The sequence below is a fragment of the Thiomicrorhabdus sp. genome, assembly GCF_963662555.1.
Classification (GTDB): domain Bacteria; phylum Pseudomonadota; class Gammaproteobacteria; order Thiomicrospirales; family Thiomicrospiraceae; genus Thiomicrorhabdus.
In genome coordinates this window covers 451172-471181 of the sequence record NZ_OY759719.1, presented here as the reverse complement: position 1 = coordinate 471181, position 20010 = coordinate 451172, and the positions used below count along the sequence as shown (strand labels likewise).

The following is a 20010-nucleotide window of genomic DNA, read 5'->3' as shown; positions in this document are numbered from 1 at the left end:
ACCTTTCTCGTTATATCTGGGTTTTACGAATTAATTCATTGGCAAGAGCCAAATAAGCAATTGCACCATTTGACGTAGCATCATAATCAAGTATTGACTCTCCGTAACTTGGTGCTTCTGCTAGACGCACATTACGCGGAATAATGGTTTGCAACACTTTCATACCAAAGTGAGCTACAAGCTCGTTTGAGACATCATTTGCCAAATTATTACGGCGATCATGCATTGTTCTTAACAAGCCATCAATATGCAAGGTGGCATTTAATTGGCTCTGCACAGTATCAATGGTATCCATAAGAGCCGATAGCCCTTCTAATGCAAAAAATTCACATTGTACTGGTACCACAATACCATCAGCTGCTGTTAATGCGTTTAATGTCAACATATTGAGGGTTGGTGGGCAATCAATAATAATAACGTCGTAATTTTCACGCACTTTCTTTATAGCCTTACGCATGCGTTTTGGCCCCATATCCTCTTCAAGTAGCGTGACTTCAGCGGCAGTTAAATCGCCATTTGCAGGCATTAAATCAATATTGGCTTGTTCAACATGCACAATCGCTGCCTTTGCCTTCATTTCACCTACAAGCACTTCAAACACAGAGGCATTAAGTTGTTCTTTATCTACCCCAATGGCAACCGTGGCATTTCCTTGTGGATCTAAATCTACCAACAAAACATTTTTGCCCAAACGTCCCAGAGCGGCGGCCAAATTAACACTGGTTGTGGTTTTACCTACGCCGCCTTTTTGGTTTGCGATTGCAATGACTCTTCCCACGCTATTTGCCTCTAAGTGGATGATTTAATGCCTTTACAAGTGTAAAGATCTGATTTAATTAAGGTTGATACTCTGATTGTTTTACGCCTTTAACCAAAATGCGTTCTGCATGAAGGTTTGGAACCTGTAATTCAATCACTTTTTCTATTTTTACCAGGCCTGGTAATTTGCCTGGCAATGCTGATAAATCTTCAAATTCTTTTTGACCTTTCATAGCCCACCAAATGCCGCCGACCGGAATTAAATGATGTGTCCAGAACAGCATATCTTCCATAGCCGCAAATGCTCTCGAAATCACGCCATCGTATAATGGTTCTGGCTGATATTCTTCTACTCGACTATGAATGACTTTGGTATTGACTAAACCCAACTCTGCCTTAGCTTGAATTAAAAAGCGGGTTTTTTTACTGTTGCTGTCTAATAAATCAATCTGTTTGTCAGGGTAACAAATGGCCAGCGGAATACCAGGTAAACCTCCGCCAGTTCCTACATCAATTAAACGTTCGCCTTGAATATAGGGCACAACCGCTAAACTGTCTAATAAATGCTTAATCAGCATCTCTTCTGGGTCACGAATTGCCGTTAGGTTGTAAACCTTATTCCACTTTTGTAGTAAGGTCAAATAGGACATTAATTTATCAATCTGAGTTTCTGTTAACTCAAGTTCTAATGAATTCAAACCTGAGACTAAAAGATCTTTTAGATGATCCATATTCGACTAGGCCTGCTTCTTTTGTGAACGGAATTTTTTGATTTCAATCAGCAATATTGAAATTGCTGCAGGCGTGATTCCTTGAATACGACCTGCCATACCAAGATTATCAGGTTTATGATCACGCAATTTTTGCTTAACCTCGTTTGATAGGCCAGATATTTTATCTAAATCTAAATCATCTGGAATTTTAACTGACTCTGAGCGTTTCATTTTGTCTATCTGTTGAATTTGACGGTCAATATAACCGGAGTATTTAGCCTCTATCTCAATTTGATCAACCACCGCTTCGTCTTTTACGCCTTCACCAAAAGCGTCTAAAGTTGCTAATGCATCATAAGCCACATTGGGCCGTTTGAGTAAATCAAATAAGGTCTGCTCTTTACTTAAAGGTAACTCCATCAACTCTGAAGCTTTCTTTGCTTCTGGGTGTGATGGGTAAATCCAAGTTTCTTTTAGTCTCTGTACTTCTTTTTCGAGAGTCTCTAGCTTATTCTCATAAGCACTCCAGCGAGTATCATCTACTAAGCCCAATTGACGAGCAATTGGCGTTAAACGCTGGTCAGCGTTATCTTCACGCAACATTAGGCGATATTCAGCTCTTGAGGTAAACATGCGGTAAGGTTCATTGGTTCCCATGGTGATGAGATCATCAACCAATACCCCTAAATACGCTTCATCTCGACGAGGATACCATGACTCTTTGCCTTGTGCTCTAAGTGCGGCATTAATACCAGCCAAAAGCCCTTGAGCTGCAGCTTCTTCATAACCGGTTGTGCCATTAATTTGCCCGGCAAAATAGAGACCTTTAATCGCTTGAGTTTCAAGCGTTGGTTTCAAACCACGCGGGTCAAAATAGTCGTACTCAATGGCATAACCTGGACGCATAATTTTGGCATTTTCTAAACCGGCCATTGAGTGCACGATTTGCAACTGAGTTTCAAACGGTAAACTGGTTGAAATACCGTTTGGATAAAGCTCATTGGTTGTTAATCCTTCTGGCTCAATAAACACTTGGTGTTTATCTTTATCCGCAAAACGCATGACTTTGTCTTCAATAGACGGGCAATATCTTGGACCAACGCTATCAATCTCGCCTTGGTCAGAATACATTGGCGATTGATCAAGTGATGCCATAATCGCTTCATGGGTTCTGGCATTGGTGTAGGTAATGTAACAAGGTAACTGCTGCGGATGCATTGAGGCTTTGCCCATATATGAAAAGACCGGGACAGGGTCATCCCCTGGCTGAATTTGCATAGCATCAAAATTCACGGTACGAGCATCAATTCTTGGTGGCGTACCGGTTTTTAAGCGTCCAACAGGTAGATTTAATTCTCTGAGTTTTTCAGCAAGACGATTAGCCGGTTCATCACCCGCTCGACCACCTTGATAGTTTTGTAAACCAATATGAATGCGGCCTGCCAAAAAAGTACCTGCTGTTAAAACAACTTGGCTTGAATAGAATTTTAGCCCCATCTTTGTAACAACACCGCTAATTGATTCGCCATCTAAAATAACGTCTTCTACAGGTTGCTGAAATATAGTGAGGTTTTCTTGGTTTTCTAAACGCATGCGAATTGCTTGGCGATAAAGTACACGGTCAGCTTGAGCACGAGTTGCTCTTACTGCAGGGCCTTTAGAGGCATTTAAGATACGAAATTGAATCCCCGCCTCATCAATCGCCATCGCCATTGCACCGCCCATGGCGTCAATCTCTTTAACCAAGTGTCCTTTACCAATACCACCAATGGCAGGGTTACATGACATTTGCCCTAAGGTATCAATGTTATGAGTCAATAAAAGGGTGTTTAGCCCCATACGAGCTGACGCAAGTGCCGCTTCGGTACCAGCATGACCGCCGCCAACAACAATGACATCGTATGTAGAATATGCAAAACTCATAACTCACCTTTAAAACACTGTAACGGCAATAGAAATATGCCGTTAAACTGCGTTGAACAATATTCATCAACAAACAAAAATAAACCGCTGCGGTTCTAGTTCTGTTTTGCGATATTTAACCATTAAAATAACCGCATATTTTAGCATATGAATCAATTATTTGCGTATCTTCAAATACCCCTTAAACACAAAACTCTTCATAAAAACCAATTTACCAGGCCTGGTAAATTGGTTATGGGTTTAAAAAATAGATCTTTATCACCAAACGGAGGCTTTAATGTAATCATCGCAGATAGTTAAAGGCGAGGTATTAGAAGGATTTTCCTTTATATTTTTTGATTAAATCTATTTAGTACTTTGCACTCAAAAAACTTAAGCTTACTTTTAAGCTGTGAATAAAAAAATGGCTACTTATATTAAAAAACTGGTTAGTCTCATCTACTATCTCGAGTTCTCAATGGCGACCAAGCACACACTAATGTCAGTAACATATGAAACTAGCAAGTCACTAGAAATATCGTAGTATAAACTTAACAACTCCGCCTAGAACTGATTAATATTAATGATTTAGTCAGAAAGAATGTCATTGTTAACCTGTATAATTCAAATTACACAAAAGTGAAAGAAAGCTATCACTTACCTTTCTTATCCTCGTTTAGTACTCAAGGTACTTTTTAGTCAAAAAACATTTTACCAGGCCTGGTTAAAAAGGAGACTTCATGAAATATCAATATGCACTTTATGCAGTAATCGCTAGTATATTTTTGTCATTAACGGCTTGTTTTAGCTTAACAATGAAACAATATGACGACCTAAATATTAACCAACACTTTGTTTTGAATAAAGCCCTTACTATTGCCCCAAATTCTGCACGCTCTTACATACAAAATGGTCAACGACTTGGTAGCGCTGGTTTTAACCGTAGCCAACAACATTGTCGACTAGAGGTCAAAAACCTGAGTGATAAGGTACAAACGATTCAACCAGAGACATTTAACATTACTTCAATTCAAATTGATGAAGAGATGATTGCTCAAAAGCAATCTAAACAAATACAAGTTGCCATGAATGACTATGCACAGGTACAGTCTGATGCACCTTCAATAACTCAAATTATGTTTGCCGATAATACTCCAGAACGCGTGGAGTCAATGGATTTAGTACACTTGAACTTAATGTCAAAAAATCAACCCAATGTTATGCGCTTAACTTGCTCAGGTTCTTTAAGTAAAGGGAATCCGCAAGATGCACCAGAAAGTTATCGTCCAGACCTAAAACAAATTAATCAAATATTGGGTGATGTAGGCCATATAGGATAATAAGACTTATGCAAAACAAGAAATCTATAAACATGAATGCGTTTTGGATTTTTATAAACACACTATCAACTTGATTTACCAGGCCTGTTGATTCTTAACATAGCAAGGTAAGTTATAGATAGTTCTTGATTTTATTGCGGTCGTTTACCATTTGGATTTGGCCGCATAGTTAATAACTCTTCAACCTCATGTTGCGAATAACCTCTATCAAACGCAAAGTGTGCAAGCTTTGTTGCCCTTTCTTGTAGATCTTGAGGGTGAGTTCCGTTTTCAATAGCCTCTTCTAACCACTCTGATAACAAATCAATAGTACTGGCTTCTTCTTCGTTTTTATCTGGCCCTTGTTTTATTAAACGGGCTAAATTCTGGTCAAAGGCTTTTAAAAGTTGTTGTGCTTTTAGGGTGTTTTTAATATCAATTACATCATGAACAGACAAGACAGGCTCCTTAATAAAGACTTCTCGGTAAATCTTGCATTTAAGATTGTAAATAATTGCTATGCACTATGACAAAACCAATGCATCTCGCATTTGCATAAAGGCAATTAAAAACTCGAATAATAAACGCCAAAACAGTTCTGCAAAAATAAATAAAAATACAAACAACAAAATCCATTTAATTTTGGCTGAGCGACTTAATGAATTGAAAACTGCTTGAGTACCAGTATCAATAAGCTGTTGAGTACCAGCCACTTTATTTACTATAAGCTGTTTAAGCCAAACCATACCCCATAAAATAGTCAATGGTATGACAACCGCTCCAAGGTAGTAAAAAACAATTAAGACATCAATGCTAATAAGAGTATGAAATGTTAAAAAATCTATCATTAAGATTTACCAGGCCTGGTAACCTTGCGTAATACATAACGTGGATTATGTTCATACAAATCATCCCAACCATCATCACCTTTTCCTTGGCGCTTAGGCTGCTCTATTGGTTGCACATCTAATACCCACTCATAACCAAATAGTCGAGCAATGGAGTTTATGATTTTTAAAAACATATTACTGACGTAACGTCCTTGAAATATCAAATTCTTCTTCAAAGTTTGAACGATAAGGATTTATATCTAAGCCGCCTCGTCTAACATAACGTGCATAAACGGTTAATTTTTCTGGTGAACAAAAAGTCATAATATCTGTAAATATTCGTTCAACACACTGTTCATGAAATTCATTATGTTCTCTAAAAGAGATCAAGTAGTGTAAAAGTGATTCATGATCAATTTGAAGGCCTTCATAACGAATAACGACAGAACCCCAATCTGGTTGTCCGGTTACTAAACAATTTGATTTGAGTAGATGACTATTCACTGTTTCTGAAACGATCTCATTACTGTCATCATTTCTTAGCAACTGGTTGTTTAATTGGTAATCCGTAATTTCAATATCAAGGTCATCTAAATTAATTCCTGGTAACTTAGAAACTAAAGTCTCATCAAAGTCTAAATTTCTTAAGTCAACTGAAACCTCTTCACCACAGGCAGAAGATAAATCTTTAATCCAAGTTTTAACCACCTCTTCGGGACTACTAAAACGTGTCCCGTTAAATGAATTAAGGTACAGTTTGAACGATTTAGATTCAATCAAATACTCGCTATCGGCAGGAAAAGCGAATTCAGCTATCGCGACTACAGGCTTGCCTTTAGAGTTAAGCCAAGACACCTCAAAGGCTGTCCAAATATCCAAACCAACAAAGGGAAGGTTTCCTATAGAAACATTTATTTCATCACGCTTTTCTTGCCGTGGGATTGGAAACAACAATTCAGGGTTATATACACCACAATAAGGTGTAGATTTTCCTAATAAACTATCTTTGGCAGTACCGTTACTATTTGTGTTCATCTATTAACCAGCCACATCAAAGTTACGTAAAGCCGTTCTATATGAATTAAATGGGTTCAATAGTGAATCTGCAACAATAATAGCAAAACCAATCCAATGAAAGAAAGTAGGCTCTTTACCTTCTACAAACCACAAATAAGTTAGTAACCCTGTTGCCAAAATTAATGTCACAACAGCCCAAAACTGATCTAGTAAAAAAGCAAATGCGCTTACATCACCAGATTTAAACATTTCAATAAATAAAACAATGACAGCTATTGTAATAAATGCATAGCCAACAGCACCTTGTAAACTTACCTTTAAATATTCAGCTATTATTAAAAATCCAATTATAAATAGCATCCATGGTACTTTGTTAACCACTGTCATAACCGTATTTGATTTAACTGTCACCTGTGACATAACTACTCCTTAAATGTTTTTAACATTGTACTCAATAACACCATAAACTGCGAATAGGCAGATAGCTCTATCTACAATAAAAATATAATTAATAAATAACAGGAAAAATTTCAGGCAAAAAAAAACCCGTCATATCTAAGATATAACGGGTTTTAGGATATAAGCTTGGCAATGACCTACTCTCACATGGGACCTCCCACACTACCATCGGCGCTAAGACGTTTCACTTCTGAGTTCGGAAAGGGATCAGGTGGTTCCATCTTGCTATTGTCACCAAGCAATTTGGTGTTACGGGCTGATGACATCAACCTCGTAAAATTCTTTGGAATAGATCTAAACTATCAGTATTCGGTATATATAGTTGATTATACTCAAGGTATATCACAACATCGCTTGTCGTTGATTTTCATCATCTCACAAGTCACTTTTGAGTTGTATAGTTAAGCCTCACGGGTAATTAGTACAAGTTAGCTTCATACATTACTGCACTTCCACACCTTGCCTATCAACGTCATAGTCTCTAACGGCCCTTCAGAAGACTTAAAGTCTAGGGAAATCTAATCTTGGGACAGGTTTCCCGCTTAGATGCTTTCAGCGGTTATCCTTTCCGAACGTAGCTACCGGGCAATGCTATTGGCATAACAACCCGAACACCAGCGGTTCGTCCACTCCGGTCCTCTCGTACTAGGAGCAGCCTCCCTCAAATTTCCAACGCCCACGGCAGATAGGGACCGAACTGTCTCACGACGTTCTAAACCCAGCTCGCGTACCACTTTAAATGGCGAACAGCCATACCCTTGGGACCGACTTCAGCCCCAGGATGTGATGAGCCGACATCGAGGTGCCAAACACCGCCGTCGATATGAACTCTTGGGCGGTATCAGCCTGTTATCCCCGGAGTACCTTTTATCCGTTGAGCGATGGCCCTTCCACACAGAACCACCGGATCACTAGAACCTGCTTTCGCACCTGCTCGACGTGTCAGTCTCGCAGTCAAGCACCCTTTTACTCTTGCGCTCATTGCACGATGTCCGACCGTGCTGAGGGTACCTTCGCGCTCCTCCGTTACTCTTTAGGAGGAGACCGCCCCAGTCAAACTACCCACCATACACTGTCCCTGACCAGGATTCACTGGCCTAGGTTAGAACCTCAATAATATCAGGGTGGTATTTCAAGATTGGCTCCACCATGACTAGCGTCACGGCTTCAAAGCCTCCCACCTATCCTACACAGATAGTATCAAAGTCCAGTGCAAAGCTGTAGTAAAGGTTCACGGGGTCTTTCCGTCTAGCCGCGGGTACGCAGCATCTTAACTGCGATTTCAATTTCGCTGAGTCTCGGGTGGAGACAGTGTGGCCATCATTACGCCATTCGTGCAGGTCGGAACTTACCCGACAAGGAATTTCGCTACCTTAGGACCGTTATAGTTACGGCCGCCGTTTACCGGGGCTTCGATCAAGAGCTTCGCCTAAGCTAACCCCATCAATTAACCTTCCGGCACCGGGCAGGCGTCACACCGTATACGTCATCTTTCGATTTTGCACAGTGCTATGTTTTTAGTAAACAGTTGCAGCCACCATTTTATTGCAACCCTCTAGAGCTTACGGAGCAAGTCCTTCACCTAAGAGGGCGTACCTTCTCCCGAAGTTACGGTACCATTTTGCCTAGTTCCTTCACCCGAGTTCTCTCAAGCGCCTTAGAATTCTCATCCTGACCACCTGTGTTGGTTTGGGGTACGATTCTTTATTACCTGAAGCTTAGAAGCTTTTCTTGGAAGCATGGCATCAATCACTTCGTCCAAAAGAGGACTCGTCATCAGGTCTCAGCATAAAGTATCCCGGATTTACCTAAGATACATGCCTACATCCTTAAACTTGGACAACCATCGCCAAGCTGATCTAGCCTACTCCGTCCCTCCATCGCAGTAATAAAAAGTGCAGGAATATTAACCTGCTTCCCATCGACTACGCCTCTCGGCCTCGTCTTAGGGGTCGACTAACCCTACGTCGATTAACGTTGCGTAGGAAACCTTGGTCTTTCGGCGAGGGAGCTTTTCACTCCCTTTATCGCTACTCATGTCAGCATTCGCACTTCTGATACCTCCAGGACACTTTACAGTGCCCCTTCGCAGGCTTACAGAACGCTCCTCTACCATGCCATAAATGGCATCCGCATCTTCGGTATATTACTTAGCCCCGTTAAATCTTCGGCGCAGGCCGACTCGATCAGTGAGCTATTACGCTTTCTTTAAAGGGTGGCTGCTTCTAAGCCAACCTCCTGACTGTCTGAGCCTTCCCACATCCTTTCCCACTTAGTAATATTTAGGGACCTTAGATGGCGGTCTGGGTTGTTTCCCTCTTGACAACGGACGTTAGCACCCGCAGTCTGTCTCCCATGATTGCACTTGTTGGTATTCGGAGTTTGCAATGGGCTGCTAATCCTTGACGGACCGCTAGACCATAACAGTGCTCTACCCCCAACAGTGATACATGAGGCACTACCTAAATAGTTTTCGAGGAGAACCAGCTATCTCCGGGCTTGATTAGCCTTTCACTCCGATCCACAGCTCATCCCCGCATTTTTCAACATACGTGGGTTCGGTCCTCCAGTACCTGTTACGGCACCTTCAACCTGGCCATGGATAGATCGCCCGGTTTCGGGTCTACACCATGCAACTATACGCCCATTTAAGACTCGGTTTCCCTACGACTCCCCTATTCGGTTAATCTCGCTACATAATGTAAGTCGCTGACCCATTATACAAAAGGTACGCAGTCACAGAACAAGTCTGCTCCTACTGCTTGTACGTACACGGTTTCAGGTTCTATTTCACTCCCCTTCAGGGGTTCTTTTCGCCTTTCCCTCACGGTACTGGTTCACTATCGGTCAGAAGAGAGTATTTAGCCTTGGAGGGTGGTCCCCCCATGTTCAAACAGGATTTCTCGTGTCCCGTCCTACTCGATTTCACTGCTAAAAGATTTTCGTATACAGGACTATCACCTTGTATCGTTAGACTTTCCAGACTATTCTACTAATCTTATAACAGCTTAAGGGCTGGTCCCCGTTCGCTCGCCGCTACTTAGGGAATCTCGGTTGATTTCTTTTCCTCCGGGTACTTAGATGTTTCAGTTCCCCGGGTTAGCCTCCTGCAAGCAGGATATCCATAAATGGATGGGTTTTCCCATTCGGAAATCCACGGATCGAAGCATGTTTACTGGCTCCCCGTGGCTTATCGCAAGTTACTACGTCCTTCATCGCCTTCTTCTGCCTAGGCATCCACCGTGTACGCTTAGTCACTTAACTATACAACTCAAAAATAACCTTATGCCTTTTGTTAACTCCACTTAATTTGGTAGCTATACCATTTAATAACTAAGCTTCTGTTTATAAGGTCTGATGAGTGTACGCAACTAAAAGTTTTTCGCTGTCATGATATACGCTTGAGTATTCTCAATTATATATTTTACCTATACTTGATAACTCCTAAGAGTTATCCAGTTTTGCGTGGTAAGCACCTGGAAGGGATACTTACCACACTCACCTCTCAAATTGTCGGCTGAGAGGTGAGCTTCTCATTGATTGAGCTTTTAAACCAACTACATCTTAAATAAATAAGAAGCTTGTATCTAAAATCCTCAATCGAGAGATCTATTCCAAATTGTTAAAGAACTTTTCAGTTTTTTCAGTATTGTTTGTTTACTTAACGTAAAACAACCAATGCTACTGTTAATAAACTCTAGTTTTTACACTAAAACTCATTAAGAGTAGTATTGGTGGAGCTATGCGGGATCGAACCGCAGACCTCCTGCGTGCAAGGCAGGCGCTCTCCCAGCTGAGCTATAGCCCCATATAATGGTGGGTCTGGGTGGATTTGAACCACCGACCTCACCCTTATCAGGGGTGCGCTCTAACCAACTGAGCTACAGACCCGGGTCGTTCACTATACTTCATGTAATTCAGAGACAATTTATGTGAAAACTCACTTAAGCTCGCAACCTTTTTCTATCTTAAAGGAGGTGATCCAGCCCCAGCTTCCGCTAGGGCTACCTTGTTACGACTTCACCCCAGTCATGAACCACAAAGTGGTAAGCGCCCTCCCGAAGGTTAAGCTACCTACTTCTTTTGCAATCCACTCCCATGGTGTGACGGGCGGTGTGTACAAGGCCCGGGAACGTATTCACCGCGACATTCTGATTCGCGATTACTAGCGATTCCGACTTCATGGAGTCGAGTTGCAGACTCCAATCCGGACTACGAAGGGTTTTTTGAGATTCGCGCACTGTTGCCAGTTGGCTGCTCTTTGTACCCCCCATTGTAGCACGTGTGTAGCCCATCCCATAAGGGCCATGATGACTTGACGTCGTCCCCGCCTTCCTCCGGTTTATCACCGGCAGTCTCATTAGAGTTCTCAACTAAATGGTAGCAACTAATGATAAGGGTTGCGCTCGTTGCGGGACTTAACCCAACATCTCACGACACGAGCTGACGACAGCCATGCAGCACCTGTATCCAAGCTCCCGAAGGCACGAAACTATCTCTAGTAACTTCTTGGTATGTCAAGGGATGGTAAGGTTCTTCGCGTTGCATCGAATTAAACCACATGCTCCACCGCTTGTGCGGGCCCCCGTCAATTCCTTTGAGTTTTAATCTTGCGACCGTACTCCCCAGGCGGTCAACTTATCGCGTTAGCTTCGTTACTAATCTTTTTAATAAGACCAACAACTAGTTGACATCGTTTACGGCGTGGACTACCGGGGTATCTAATCCCGTTCGCTACCCACGCTTTCGCACCTCAGCGTCAGTTTTAAGCCAGGAAGTCGCCTTCGCCACTGATGTTCCTCCAGATATCTACGCATTTCACTGCTACACCTGGAATTCCACTTCCCTCTCTTAAACTCTAGACTACCAGTATCAGATGCAGTTCCCAGGTTGAGCCCAGGGCTTTCACAACTGACTTAATAATCCGCCTACGCGCGCTTTACGCCCAGTAATTCCGAATAACGCTTGCACCCTCTGTATTACCGCGGCTGCTGGCACAGAGTTAGCCGGTGCTTCTTCTAAAGTTAACGTCAAGAACAGCAGGTATTAACTACTGAACCTTCCTCACAATTGAAAGTGCTTTACAACCCTCGGGCCTTCTTCACACACGCGGTATGGCTGCATCAAGCTTTCGCTCATTGTGCAATATTCCCCACTGCTGCCTCCCGTAGGAGTCTGGGCCGTGTCTCAGTCCCAGTGTGGCTGATCATCCTCTCAAACCAGCTAGAGATCGTTGCCTTGGTGAGCCATTACCTCACCAACTAGCTAATCTCACGCGGGCTCATCCTATAGCGATACCTTCCAAGGAGAGGGCACCTTTACTCCGTAGAGCATATTCGGTATTAGCATGCGTTTCCACATGTTGTCCCCAACTATAGGGTAGATTCCCACGCGTTACTCACCCGTCCGCCACTCGACGCCTAAAAAAACAAGTTTTTTTATCGTTTCCGTCCGACTTGCATGTGTTAAGCCTACCGCCAGCGTTCATTCTGAGCCAGGATCAAACTCTTCAGTTTAATCTTGCTGATATTTTTCAATTCCTTCTCAGGAAATAAACACTCGGAATTGACAAAGTTGAAACATGATAAAAAATAATTAATTATTATTTACCAATTTACATATTTGTCAAAAATCGAGATTTTTTATTTGGTCACTCACTAAAGCGAGTTTCCACATAAATTATCTCTGAATTACCTGATTTTTAAAGAACTTAGGTCTCTTCGAGAAGAACTAACTTGGCGACTAAGTCGCTTGCTTTTCCTTCTCGGTAAGCCGCTTATTATAAGTTGATTTCCAATCCGTTGTCAACAATTTATTTTAAATTATTTTCAACTTTTTTCGCTCAACTTACTCAATCCGTAGACTTCATAAGCGCTGTTCTCAACCACTTCTTCTCGCTAACTCGTAGCTTGTTTTCTGTGTCTGCGTTGGAACAGGTGCGTATTCTAACCATATCCGCTAACAACGCAACCCCTTTTTTATCCTTTTTGACACTTTTTTTACATTTTATCCATTTCTTTTACTTTACCCCTCTTTACACACCACTTATCCACAGACTTATTCACATTTTAGGGATTTACGTCCATTGTTTATCTTATTAATGTAGTTATTTTTCTAAAAAAACAAAAAGAGGAGGGACATTAATTTCTTTAGACAGGTAATCATCCATATCTGCTTATAACGCTTTCTCTATAAGTTGTTAAGGAGTTGGTTAGTCTTGTTGTTTTCAACAACCAGTACATAACCATTAAGTAAGAGCATATTTCTTCTGTGATTAATGATGTTTCTTTTCCTCTGATTATTCTTTGGGAATCTCTATAGTAAATTCATTGCCTTGATCCTTTCTACTGTACACAGAAAGGTCTCCACCTAGTTTCTTAGCATATACATTCATTATTTGGGATTTGTAAAAGTCTTAATCTGAGTATAGGCTAATATTTAATCCCTAAATGAGAGGTAATTATGATGTCTAAACAATCACGCAGAGATTTCATTTTAAAAGCTACGGCATTACTTGCAACAAACTCCTTTTCCGGTGCTTTAATCGCGAGTGATCAAGTTCACACTCATAATAGAAAGGTTGGTGTGGTTCTTGACCAACTTTTCTTTAAGCATGATCGAGTAGACCACCCTGAAAATGCTAAGCGTTTAATTGCCATAGACAATGCCTTAACTGAAGCTAATCTTTGGAAGCAACTTACACCTGTAAAAGGACGAATGGCCGTTAATGAAGAGCTATTGTTAGCTCATGGTCAGGGGTACATTGATGAAATTGAAATTTTAAGTGATGAGGGTGATTCATTTTTTAATGAATACCAGCAAGATACTTATATTAATAAATATACCTTTGATGCAGCTAAGATGGCAGCGGGAAGCAATATTAATTTAAATTTAGCTATATACGATAGATTAATTGATACTGGTTTTGCCCTATTAAGACCGCCTGGACATCATGCACTCGAAAACAGAGCTATGGGCTTTTGTATTTTTAACAGCGACGTAATCGCTGCAAGAGCCTTACAAACTGAACGTGGTGTTAAAAAAGTTGCCATTATAGATTTTGATGTACATCACGGTAATGGTACCCAAGACCTAACGGCAGACGACCCTTCTATTTTGGCCGTATCCATTCATCAACATCCATATTGGCCATTAACTGGTGGACTGGAGTTTACTGGTAACGGTGAAGCTAAAGGCACTATTGTGAATTGTCCGTTTAATAAAGATGCTGGCGATAACGCTTATTTAGGGGTTTATGATAAAGTCATTCATCCAAAGCTAGTTGAATTTGAACCTGAGCATATTATTGTCTTTGCAGGTTATGATGCTCACTGGCAAGACCCATTGGCTCGTCATCAGATGACCGTTAAGGGGTTTAATCAGTTGGTTGAAAAATGTCTAAATTCAGCCAATGAACTCTGTAATGGAAGAATAAGCTTTACCTTAGGTGGTGGCTATAATCTAAAACCACTTGCTGAAAGTGTTGTCGGGACTTTTCATACTCTTTTAAATAATCCAGAAAAAAACCAAGATAAAATTGGAAAGGGGCCAATTGCACAAAAAGATTATCTAGATCAAATTGAAACTATTAGAAAACATCATCTTGGATAAACTTGATACGGAAGCTGATTTAATAGGATTAATATTATATAAAGTAATTGAGTGACTGATATTCTCAATATTATCAATCACTCAACTTTATAAACTGATATTTAACGATATCGTTTTAACGTTTTTTAAATTATTTTAATTTTGCATTTTACCCATTCCTGGGCGATTAAGTTGATTCTTATATCCTGGTTTTGCTGGAGGCTGATCTGGCAAAACAATACCTTTTTGTTTAGCACGTAATTGCATTTTTTGATGATGTAGCTGACGCAATCGCTGTTTTTCTCCGGGCGTTTTGGCAGCACGCATTTGTGCTTGATGTTCTAGTCGTTCCTGCTGGGTCATAAGCTGACTACCATAAATTGGCTCAACTTCATTGGCTGACGCAGGTACAACCACCATAAAAAATCCTGCAAAAAATAAAGACTGAATAATCAATTTAGACATAACAAGCTCCTTTTCTGTATGAATACGAGAGCAACCACTCTCAAATTCATTATAGGCTTGAATTTGCATACATAACAATAAAATGATTTATTCAAAGATAATGGCTTAATACACTCTTTTGAAAAATTACCAGGCCTGGTAATTTTGAATTTAATAAACTAAGTTAACTCTCCAGATATTTAAATTGGCATTGGTGAGCAGCTAATTGCTTAATCAAAGTCTCTGTTTCTGTTTTAGGTATGTGAATCTGCATGGTGACTTGCTGTGCATAATCAACGTCACCAATCTGCCCCTCTGCTAAAGACACCCAATGACGTACTGATTGCTCTAAAGCAAAGTCACACAATATTTGGAGAGTATCGACCTCAACTTGTTGTTCAGTTGGTAGCACTTCCATAACGGCTTGTGCCGCTTGACCATAAGCACGGGTTAAACCTCCAGCACCGAGTTTAATTCCGCCAAAGTAACGCACAACGATAATCATCACATCGCCAATGCCCTTATGATTAAGTACGTTTAAGATGGGTTTACCTGCAGTGCCTGAAGGTTCTCCATCATCGCCCATTCCGGCATTAGCAGCACAATTTGGATTACCAAGCAGATAAGCCCAGCAATGATGCCTCGCATCAGGAAACTCTGCTTTTATCTGTTCAAGCCAAGCCATACCTTGGGCTCTATCTTGAATACCTTTGGCGTAGGCGATAAAACGACTTTTTTTAATCTCAATCTCTGCCACAGCTTGTTCAGTAGGAATAGGATAGGACACTATTGAATCTTTACTTTATTCCATACAGAATATAATGCTGGCAAAAACAGAATGGTTAGCAAGGTTCCAAAACCTATTCCGCCAATTAGCACATAAGCCATTGGTCCCCAAAAGGTAGAATGAGTCAGTGGAATAAATGCCAACATGGCTGCAACTGCGGTTAACAATACGGGTCTTGCGCGGCGAACGGTGGCATCAATAACAGCCTCTTGCTTTGAATATCCTTCTTTAAGGTGCTCATCAATTTGTCCGGTCAGAATAAGCGTGTTTCGCATCAAAATACCAGCCAAACCTAATAAACCTAAATTCGCCACAAACCCAAAGGGTTGATTAAACACCACCAAGGCAAATACTGCACCTATTAAACCTAAAGGAGCGGTGATCAAAACCATAAACATCGTGCTAAATGATTTAACCAATAACATAATTAACAATGTCATAGCCAAGATCATTAGTGGCACTAATACCTTAATGGAATCTTGTGCCTTAGCAGATTCTTCAACAGAACCACCGACATCAATACGATAACCTAGCGGTAACTTATCCATAATTGGCTGCATCTGTTGTTGGATAATACCAGTGGCAACTGGCGGCTGAATACCTGGAATCAGTTCGCTATTAACCGATAAATACAATTCTCTATTTCTACGTTCTAATAACGGATCTTCATACTGAATATCTATATTACCAAGTTGATCAACAGGTAAGGTTGTGCCCTTAGCCGTTTTAATCATTAAGCTACCTAACTCAGATACATCAATTTTTTTGGTTTTATTGGCGCGAATAACCACATTGATAGTTCTAATATTTTCTCTAACCTGAGCAACAGAAATGCCTTGTAACTGCACTTTTAACTGCTCGGCCACGTCTTGACTGGTTAAGCCAAGCTGAGCTAAACGTACCTTGTTCATATCGAGATGAAGAGTTGGCACACGTGCACCCCATTCAAGATGAGGATCAACTGCAAAACTCTGCTTTTCAATGAGTTCTCTTAAATCGTTAGCAATCTTTCTTAATTCTATTGGATCTGGCCCAACCACTCTAAAACTTACTGGCCAGGTAACGGGTGGCCCAAATAAAAGTGGGTGAACGCGCACTCTTGCCTCTGGGAACTTTCCTTCATTAACCAGTTTGCGTAACTTAGCTTGTAAAGCTTCACGCTGCTCTTTACCGTGAGTGACCACCACAATTTTGGCAAACGATGGATTAGTCAATTCAGGATTTAATGCTAAGAAAAAGCGTGGGGCACCGCGACCAACATAAGAAGATAACGACTTCACTTCATCAAACTGGTTAATTACCGCTTCTACTTTTTTGGTGACTTCATTGGTTACATTAATTCCCGTGCCTTCTGGTAGAGAGATATCCACCATCAACTCAGGCCTGTCTGAACTTGGAAAGAACTGTTTTACCACCAATTTGTTCATACCAATCACGGCTAATACAAAAATCGCAACAGTAACAAAAACCACTAAAAATTTTCTACGAACACAAAAGGTAATCAACCCTCTTAAAGCACGATAAAAACGAGTATCGTAGGGGTCTTTTTTAGGCGAATCATGCTTAAGGTTTGCTGGTAACAGTTTTACGCCTAAATAAGGCGTAAAGTAAACCGCTACAATCCAAGAGGCGATAAGAGAGATACCAAGTACCCAGAAGATATTTCCTGCATACTCCCCAACACGAGAGTTGGCTAAACCAATCGGTAAAAAACCTGCTACGGTGACTAAAGTACCCACTAACATTGGAGCCGCAGTTACTGTCCAAGAATGGGCAGCCGCTTTAGCTTTATCCATGCCTTCTTCCATTTTTACCAACATCATTTCAATGGCAATAATGGCATCATCGACCAATAATCCTAACGAGAGAATTAGAGCCCCTAAGGTTATACGGTCAAAATTAAGACCATCAATAAACATAAACAAAAAAGTCATGGTTAAGGTTAAAGGTACGGCCAAAGCAACGATTAAACCCGCCCTAATACCCAATGCAATCAGACTAACCATTAACACCACTAATAGAGCAGTAACAAACTTCAACTGAAAGGTGCTAACAGCTTGATGAATTGCATCCGCCTGGTTGGTTAATTTATCTACCTTAATGCCAAGTGGTAAATTTTTGTTGTATTGCTCTTCAAATTTTTTGAGGTTTTCTTCTAATACCAAACCATCTGTTGATGGAGCCATAACCACACCAAGCAAAACCGCATCTTGCCCTTTATCTCGCACCAGATACGTTGGTGGTGATTCATAACCACGGCTAACTTTTGCTACATCTTGTACCAAGACTTGCTTGCCACCAATGATTAAGGGTAGGTGACTTATTTGTTCAACCGCGTCTTGTTTGGAACTTAATCCCTGGCCTGTTCTTAAGTATAGTCTTGGCCCGTGAGTTTCTATAAAACCGGAATCGGTAACCGATAATTGACCATTAATGGCCGCCGTTAATGACGCTAAACTTAAACCTAGTTGAGCGGCACGCTCTTCATCGATATCAATAAAAATGCGTTGATCACGCTCGCCGATTAAATTAACTTTTTTAACGCCTTTAACTTGCCCTAAGGCAATTTGCATTTTATCGGCTTCTTGTACTAACTTTTCTTGTGGCCAACCTTTAGCTGTAAAACTGTATAGAGTGAAATAAACATCATCAAAGTCATCATTAAAAAATGGACCTTGCACACCTGCCGGTAAATGAATAGATTCATCACCCAGACGTTTACGAACCTGGTAATAAAGTTCGGTTGAGATGCCTGGAGGCGTGTCTTCTGCAAAGCTGATTAACATGTCCACTCGACCAGCCCGGGACTTGGTCTCTACTTTGTAAAAATGCTCAACTTGTTCTATCTGTTTTTCAAGCGGGTCAGCGACTTGATTTTGCATCTCTAAAGCGGTGGCACCTGGCCAAACCGCAGACACCACCATAGTATTTACACTAAAGGTTGGGTCTTCTGCACGGCCCATATGTAAAAACGCATAAACTCCAGCAATGGCGACCATCAAAATAAAATAGAGGGTTAAGGATCTCTCTTTGACTGCATAAGCAGAAACGTTAAAACGATTCATTCAGCAGACTCCCTAACTGCTTCACCCTCATTAAGAAGATGAACCCCTAATGCAACAATTGTTTTAACATCAGAAAAATCTCCCTCAACCCAAGCCCAACGATCTGATAGGCTTTTAACCTTGACCTCAATACGGTGGACTTTACCCTCTTTAACTTGCCAAATTGAGGCAAAATCAGCTTGTTCATACAGTGCGGTATTAGGTACTTTGATTAAAGAGTGGTCGCTGGCAAAAACCAGTTTTGCTGTTTGTCCTAAGTTAAGAGAATCAAGCTCTTTTTGTGATGTCTTGCCACTTAATTCAAAGGCATAGTTGGCTTTCCAAGTTCGGCTAGCGGGGTCGGCTTGGCCAGAGATCTCACGCAACTTAACGGGATAGCTATGATTCACACCATAAATATGAGCTTGAGCTATTTTTGGCAGGCCTGGTAGGCGGTTTTCAGGAATAGAAACAGTGACTTCTCTTGAACCATTCAAGGCTAAAGAGGCAACTGCTTGGCCTGTGCCAACAACTTCATCCTCTTCAGCCATCACTGCCAAAATCTTACCCTGGCCTGGTGATTTTATCTCCGTGTATTGCAACTGATTTCTGGCTTGTTTTTCTTGTAATTTTTGTGCTTTTAATCGTTCTTGTAAAACCGTTAACTGGGTTTGTGCCTGATCAATGACTTGCTGTGAAATAAGGTTACGTTTTAACAGACTTTGGTAGCGTGCTAATTCGGTTTGAGCATTATTAATTTCAGATTCAGTTGAGTTTACATTGGCCACAGCAACATTAACGGCTAATTGATAGTCAGTAGGGTCTAGTTTATATAGCACCTGACCTGCTTTTACCATATCGCCAACATTCACAAGGCGTTGTTCTATCTTGCCACTTACTCTAAAGGCTAAATTGGATTGATAGCGTGCAGAGACTGTGCCTACTAGAGACCAAGTCGGTTGGGTAGAGGCAGAATCAATATTAATGGTTTTAACAACAGGAACTACTTTATCAGGTTGTTGAGCTTCATTATTACAACCACTTAATAAACCCGTTACAAAGCCAGTGACTAATAGCCCTAAAGCTAATTTACCCACTGTAATTTTTGTTGCTGACTTTGCTGAAGCTAATGACATTATGCTCTCC

The 20010-nt window shown here is 41.0% G+C and carries 14 protein-coding genes, 2 tRNA genes and 3 rRNA genes; 2 read left to right on the top strand and 17 right to left on the bottom strand.

Going from position 1 to position 20010, the window contains the following annotated elements; all coding sequences use genetic code 11:
- Window positions 1-10: 10 nt before the first annotated feature.
- From ACORJQ_RS01895 to mnmG, 3 genes are read right to left on the bottom strand one after another with little or no spacing between them, the layout of a single operon-like run.
- Complete coding sequence (locus ACORJQ_RS01895) at window positions 11-778, bottom strand: ParA family protein (RefSeq protein WP_321325510.1); 768 nt, start codon at window positions 776-778, stop codon at window positions 11-13.
- A gap of 58 nt (window positions 779-836) precedes the next feature.
- Window positions 837-1490: a 16S rRNA (guanine(527)-N(7))-methyltransferase RsmG gene (gene rsmG, locus ACORJQ_RS01890; RefSeq protein ID WP_321325509.1), complete on the bottom strand. Its 654-nt coding sequence runs from the start codon at window positions 1488-1490 to the stop codon at window positions 837-839.
- 6 nt (window positions 1491-1496) lie between these two features.
- Window positions 1497-3395 carry a tRNA uridine-5-carboxymethylaminomethyl(34) synthesis enzyme MnmG gene (gene mnmG / locus ACORJQ_RS01885; RefSeq protein ID WP_321325508.1) on the bottom strand — a complete coding sequence of 633 codons (1899 nt, stop codon included), beginning with the start codon at window positions 3393-3395 and terminating at the stop codon, window positions 1497-1499.
- Between the two features lie 719 nt (window positions 3396-4114).
- Between mnmG and ACORJQ_RS01880 the strand changes: the two genes are divergently transcribed.
- Window positions 4115-4714, top strand: coding sequence for a hypothetical protein (locus ACORJQ_RS01880; RefSeq protein WP_321325506.1), 600 nt, complete (start codon window positions 4115-4117; stop codon window positions 4712-4714).
- A 131-nt stretch (window positions 4715-4845) separates the two neighbouring features.
- Here ACORJQ_RS01880 and ACORJQ_RS01875 read toward each other — a convergent pair whose 3' ends face one another.
- From ACORJQ_RS01875 to ACORJQ_RS01830, 10 genes are all read right to left on the bottom strand, one after another.
- Entirely contained in the window at window positions 4846-5151 is a 306-nt protein-coding gene (locus tag ACORJQ_RS01875) for a hypothetical protein (protein ID WP_321325504.1), read from the bottom strand.
- Window positions 5152-5217: 66 nt separating this feature from the next.
- Window positions 5218-5541 carry a DUF4282 domain-containing protein gene (locus ACORJQ_RS01870; protein WP_321325502.1) on the bottom strand — a complete coding sequence of 108 codons (324 nt, stop codon included), beginning with the start codon at window positions 5539-5541 and terminating at the stop codon, window positions 5218-5220.
- Window positions 5541-5717: a hypothetical protein gene (locus tag ACORJQ_RS01865; protein ID WP_321325500.1), complete on the bottom strand. Its 177-nt coding sequence runs from the start codon at window positions 5715-5717 to the stop codon at window positions 5541-5543. Before ACORJQ_RS01865 ends, ACORJQ_RS01870 begins: the two co-directional genes overlap by 1 nt.
- Before the next feature lies 1 nt (window position 5718).
- On the bottom strand, window positions 5719-6558 hold the full coding sequence (queF, locus tag ACORJQ_RS01860) for an NADPH-dependent 7-cyano-7-deazaguanine reductase QueF (protein ID WP_321325498.1): 840 nt from the start codon (window positions 6556-6558) through the stop codon (window positions 5719-5721).
- 3 nt (window positions 6559-6561) lie between these two features.
- On the bottom strand, window positions 6562-6960 hold the full coding sequence (locus ACORJQ_RS01855) for a hypothetical protein (RefSeq protein ID WP_321325496.1): 399 nt from the start codon (window positions 6958-6960) through the stop codon (window positions 6562-6564).
- Between the two features lie 163 nt (window positions 6961-7123).
- Window positions 7124-7238 (bottom strand): 5S ribosomal RNA (rrf, locus tag ACORJQ_RS01850).
- Between the two features lie 158 nt (window positions 7239-7396).
- Window positions 7397-10263 (bottom strand): 23S ribosomal RNA (locus ACORJQ_RS01845).
- Between the two features lie 468 nt (window positions 10264-10731).
- Window positions 10732-10807: transfer RNA gene (locus tag ACORJQ_RS01840), tRNA-Ala, on the bottom strand.
- Between the two features lie 6 nt (window positions 10808-10813).
- Window positions 10814-10890: transfer RNA gene (locus ACORJQ_RS01835), tRNA-Ile, on the bottom strand.
- A 79-nt stretch (window positions 10891-10969) separates the two neighbouring features.
- Window positions 10970-12515, bottom strand: a 16S ribosomal RNA gene (locus ACORJQ_RS01830).
- Together the 16S, 23S and 5S rRNA genes with 2 tRNA genes alongside form the textbook arrangement of a ribosomal RNA operon.
- A 946-nt stretch (window positions 12516-13461) precedes the next feature.
- On the opposite strand from ACORJQ_RS01830, the gene ACORJQ_RS01825 reads away from it, so the two are divergent.
- Window positions 13462-14610 (top strand): histone deacetylase family protein, encoded by a 1149-nt coding sequence (locus tag ACORJQ_RS01825; RefSeq protein WP_321325495.1) that lies wholly within the window; start codon window positions 13462-13464, stop codon window positions 14608-14610.
- 135 nt (window positions 14611-14745) lie between these two features.
- Here ACORJQ_RS01825 and ACORJQ_RS01820 read toward each other — a convergent pair whose 3' ends face one another.
- The 4 genes from ACORJQ_RS01820 to ACORJQ_RS01805 all read right to left on the bottom strand — a co-directional run bounded on the left by ACORJQ_RS01820 (window position 14746) and on the right by ACORJQ_RS01805 (window position 20000).
- Complete coding sequence (locus tag ACORJQ_RS01820; RefSeq protein WP_321325493.1) at window positions 14746-15054, bottom strand: hypothetical protein; 309 nt, start codon at window positions 15052-15054, stop codon at window positions 14746-14748.
- Between the two features lie 163 nt (window positions 15055-15217).
- Window positions 15218-15820 carry a YigZ family protein gene (locus ACORJQ_RS01815; RefSeq protein ID WP_321325491.1) on the bottom strand — a complete coding sequence of 201 codons (603 nt, stop codon included), beginning with the start codon at window positions 15818-15820 and terminating at the stop codon, window positions 15218-15220.
- Window positions 15820-18885, bottom strand: coding sequence for an efflux RND transporter permease subunit (locus ACORJQ_RS01810; protein ID WP_321325489.1), 3066 nt, complete (start codon window positions 18883-18885; stop codon window positions 15820-15822). Before ACORJQ_RS01810 ends, ACORJQ_RS01815 begins: the two co-directional genes overlap by 1 nt.
- Window positions 18882-20000, bottom strand: coding sequence for an efflux RND transporter periplasmic adaptor subunit (locus ACORJQ_RS01805; RefSeq protein WP_321325487.1), 1119 nt, complete (start codon window positions 19998-20000; stop codon window positions 18882-18884). The genes ACORJQ_RS01810 and ACORJQ_RS01805 overlap by 4 nt, the downstream gene beginning before the upstream one ends.
- Between the last annotated feature and the right edge of the window lie 10 nt (window positions 20001-20010).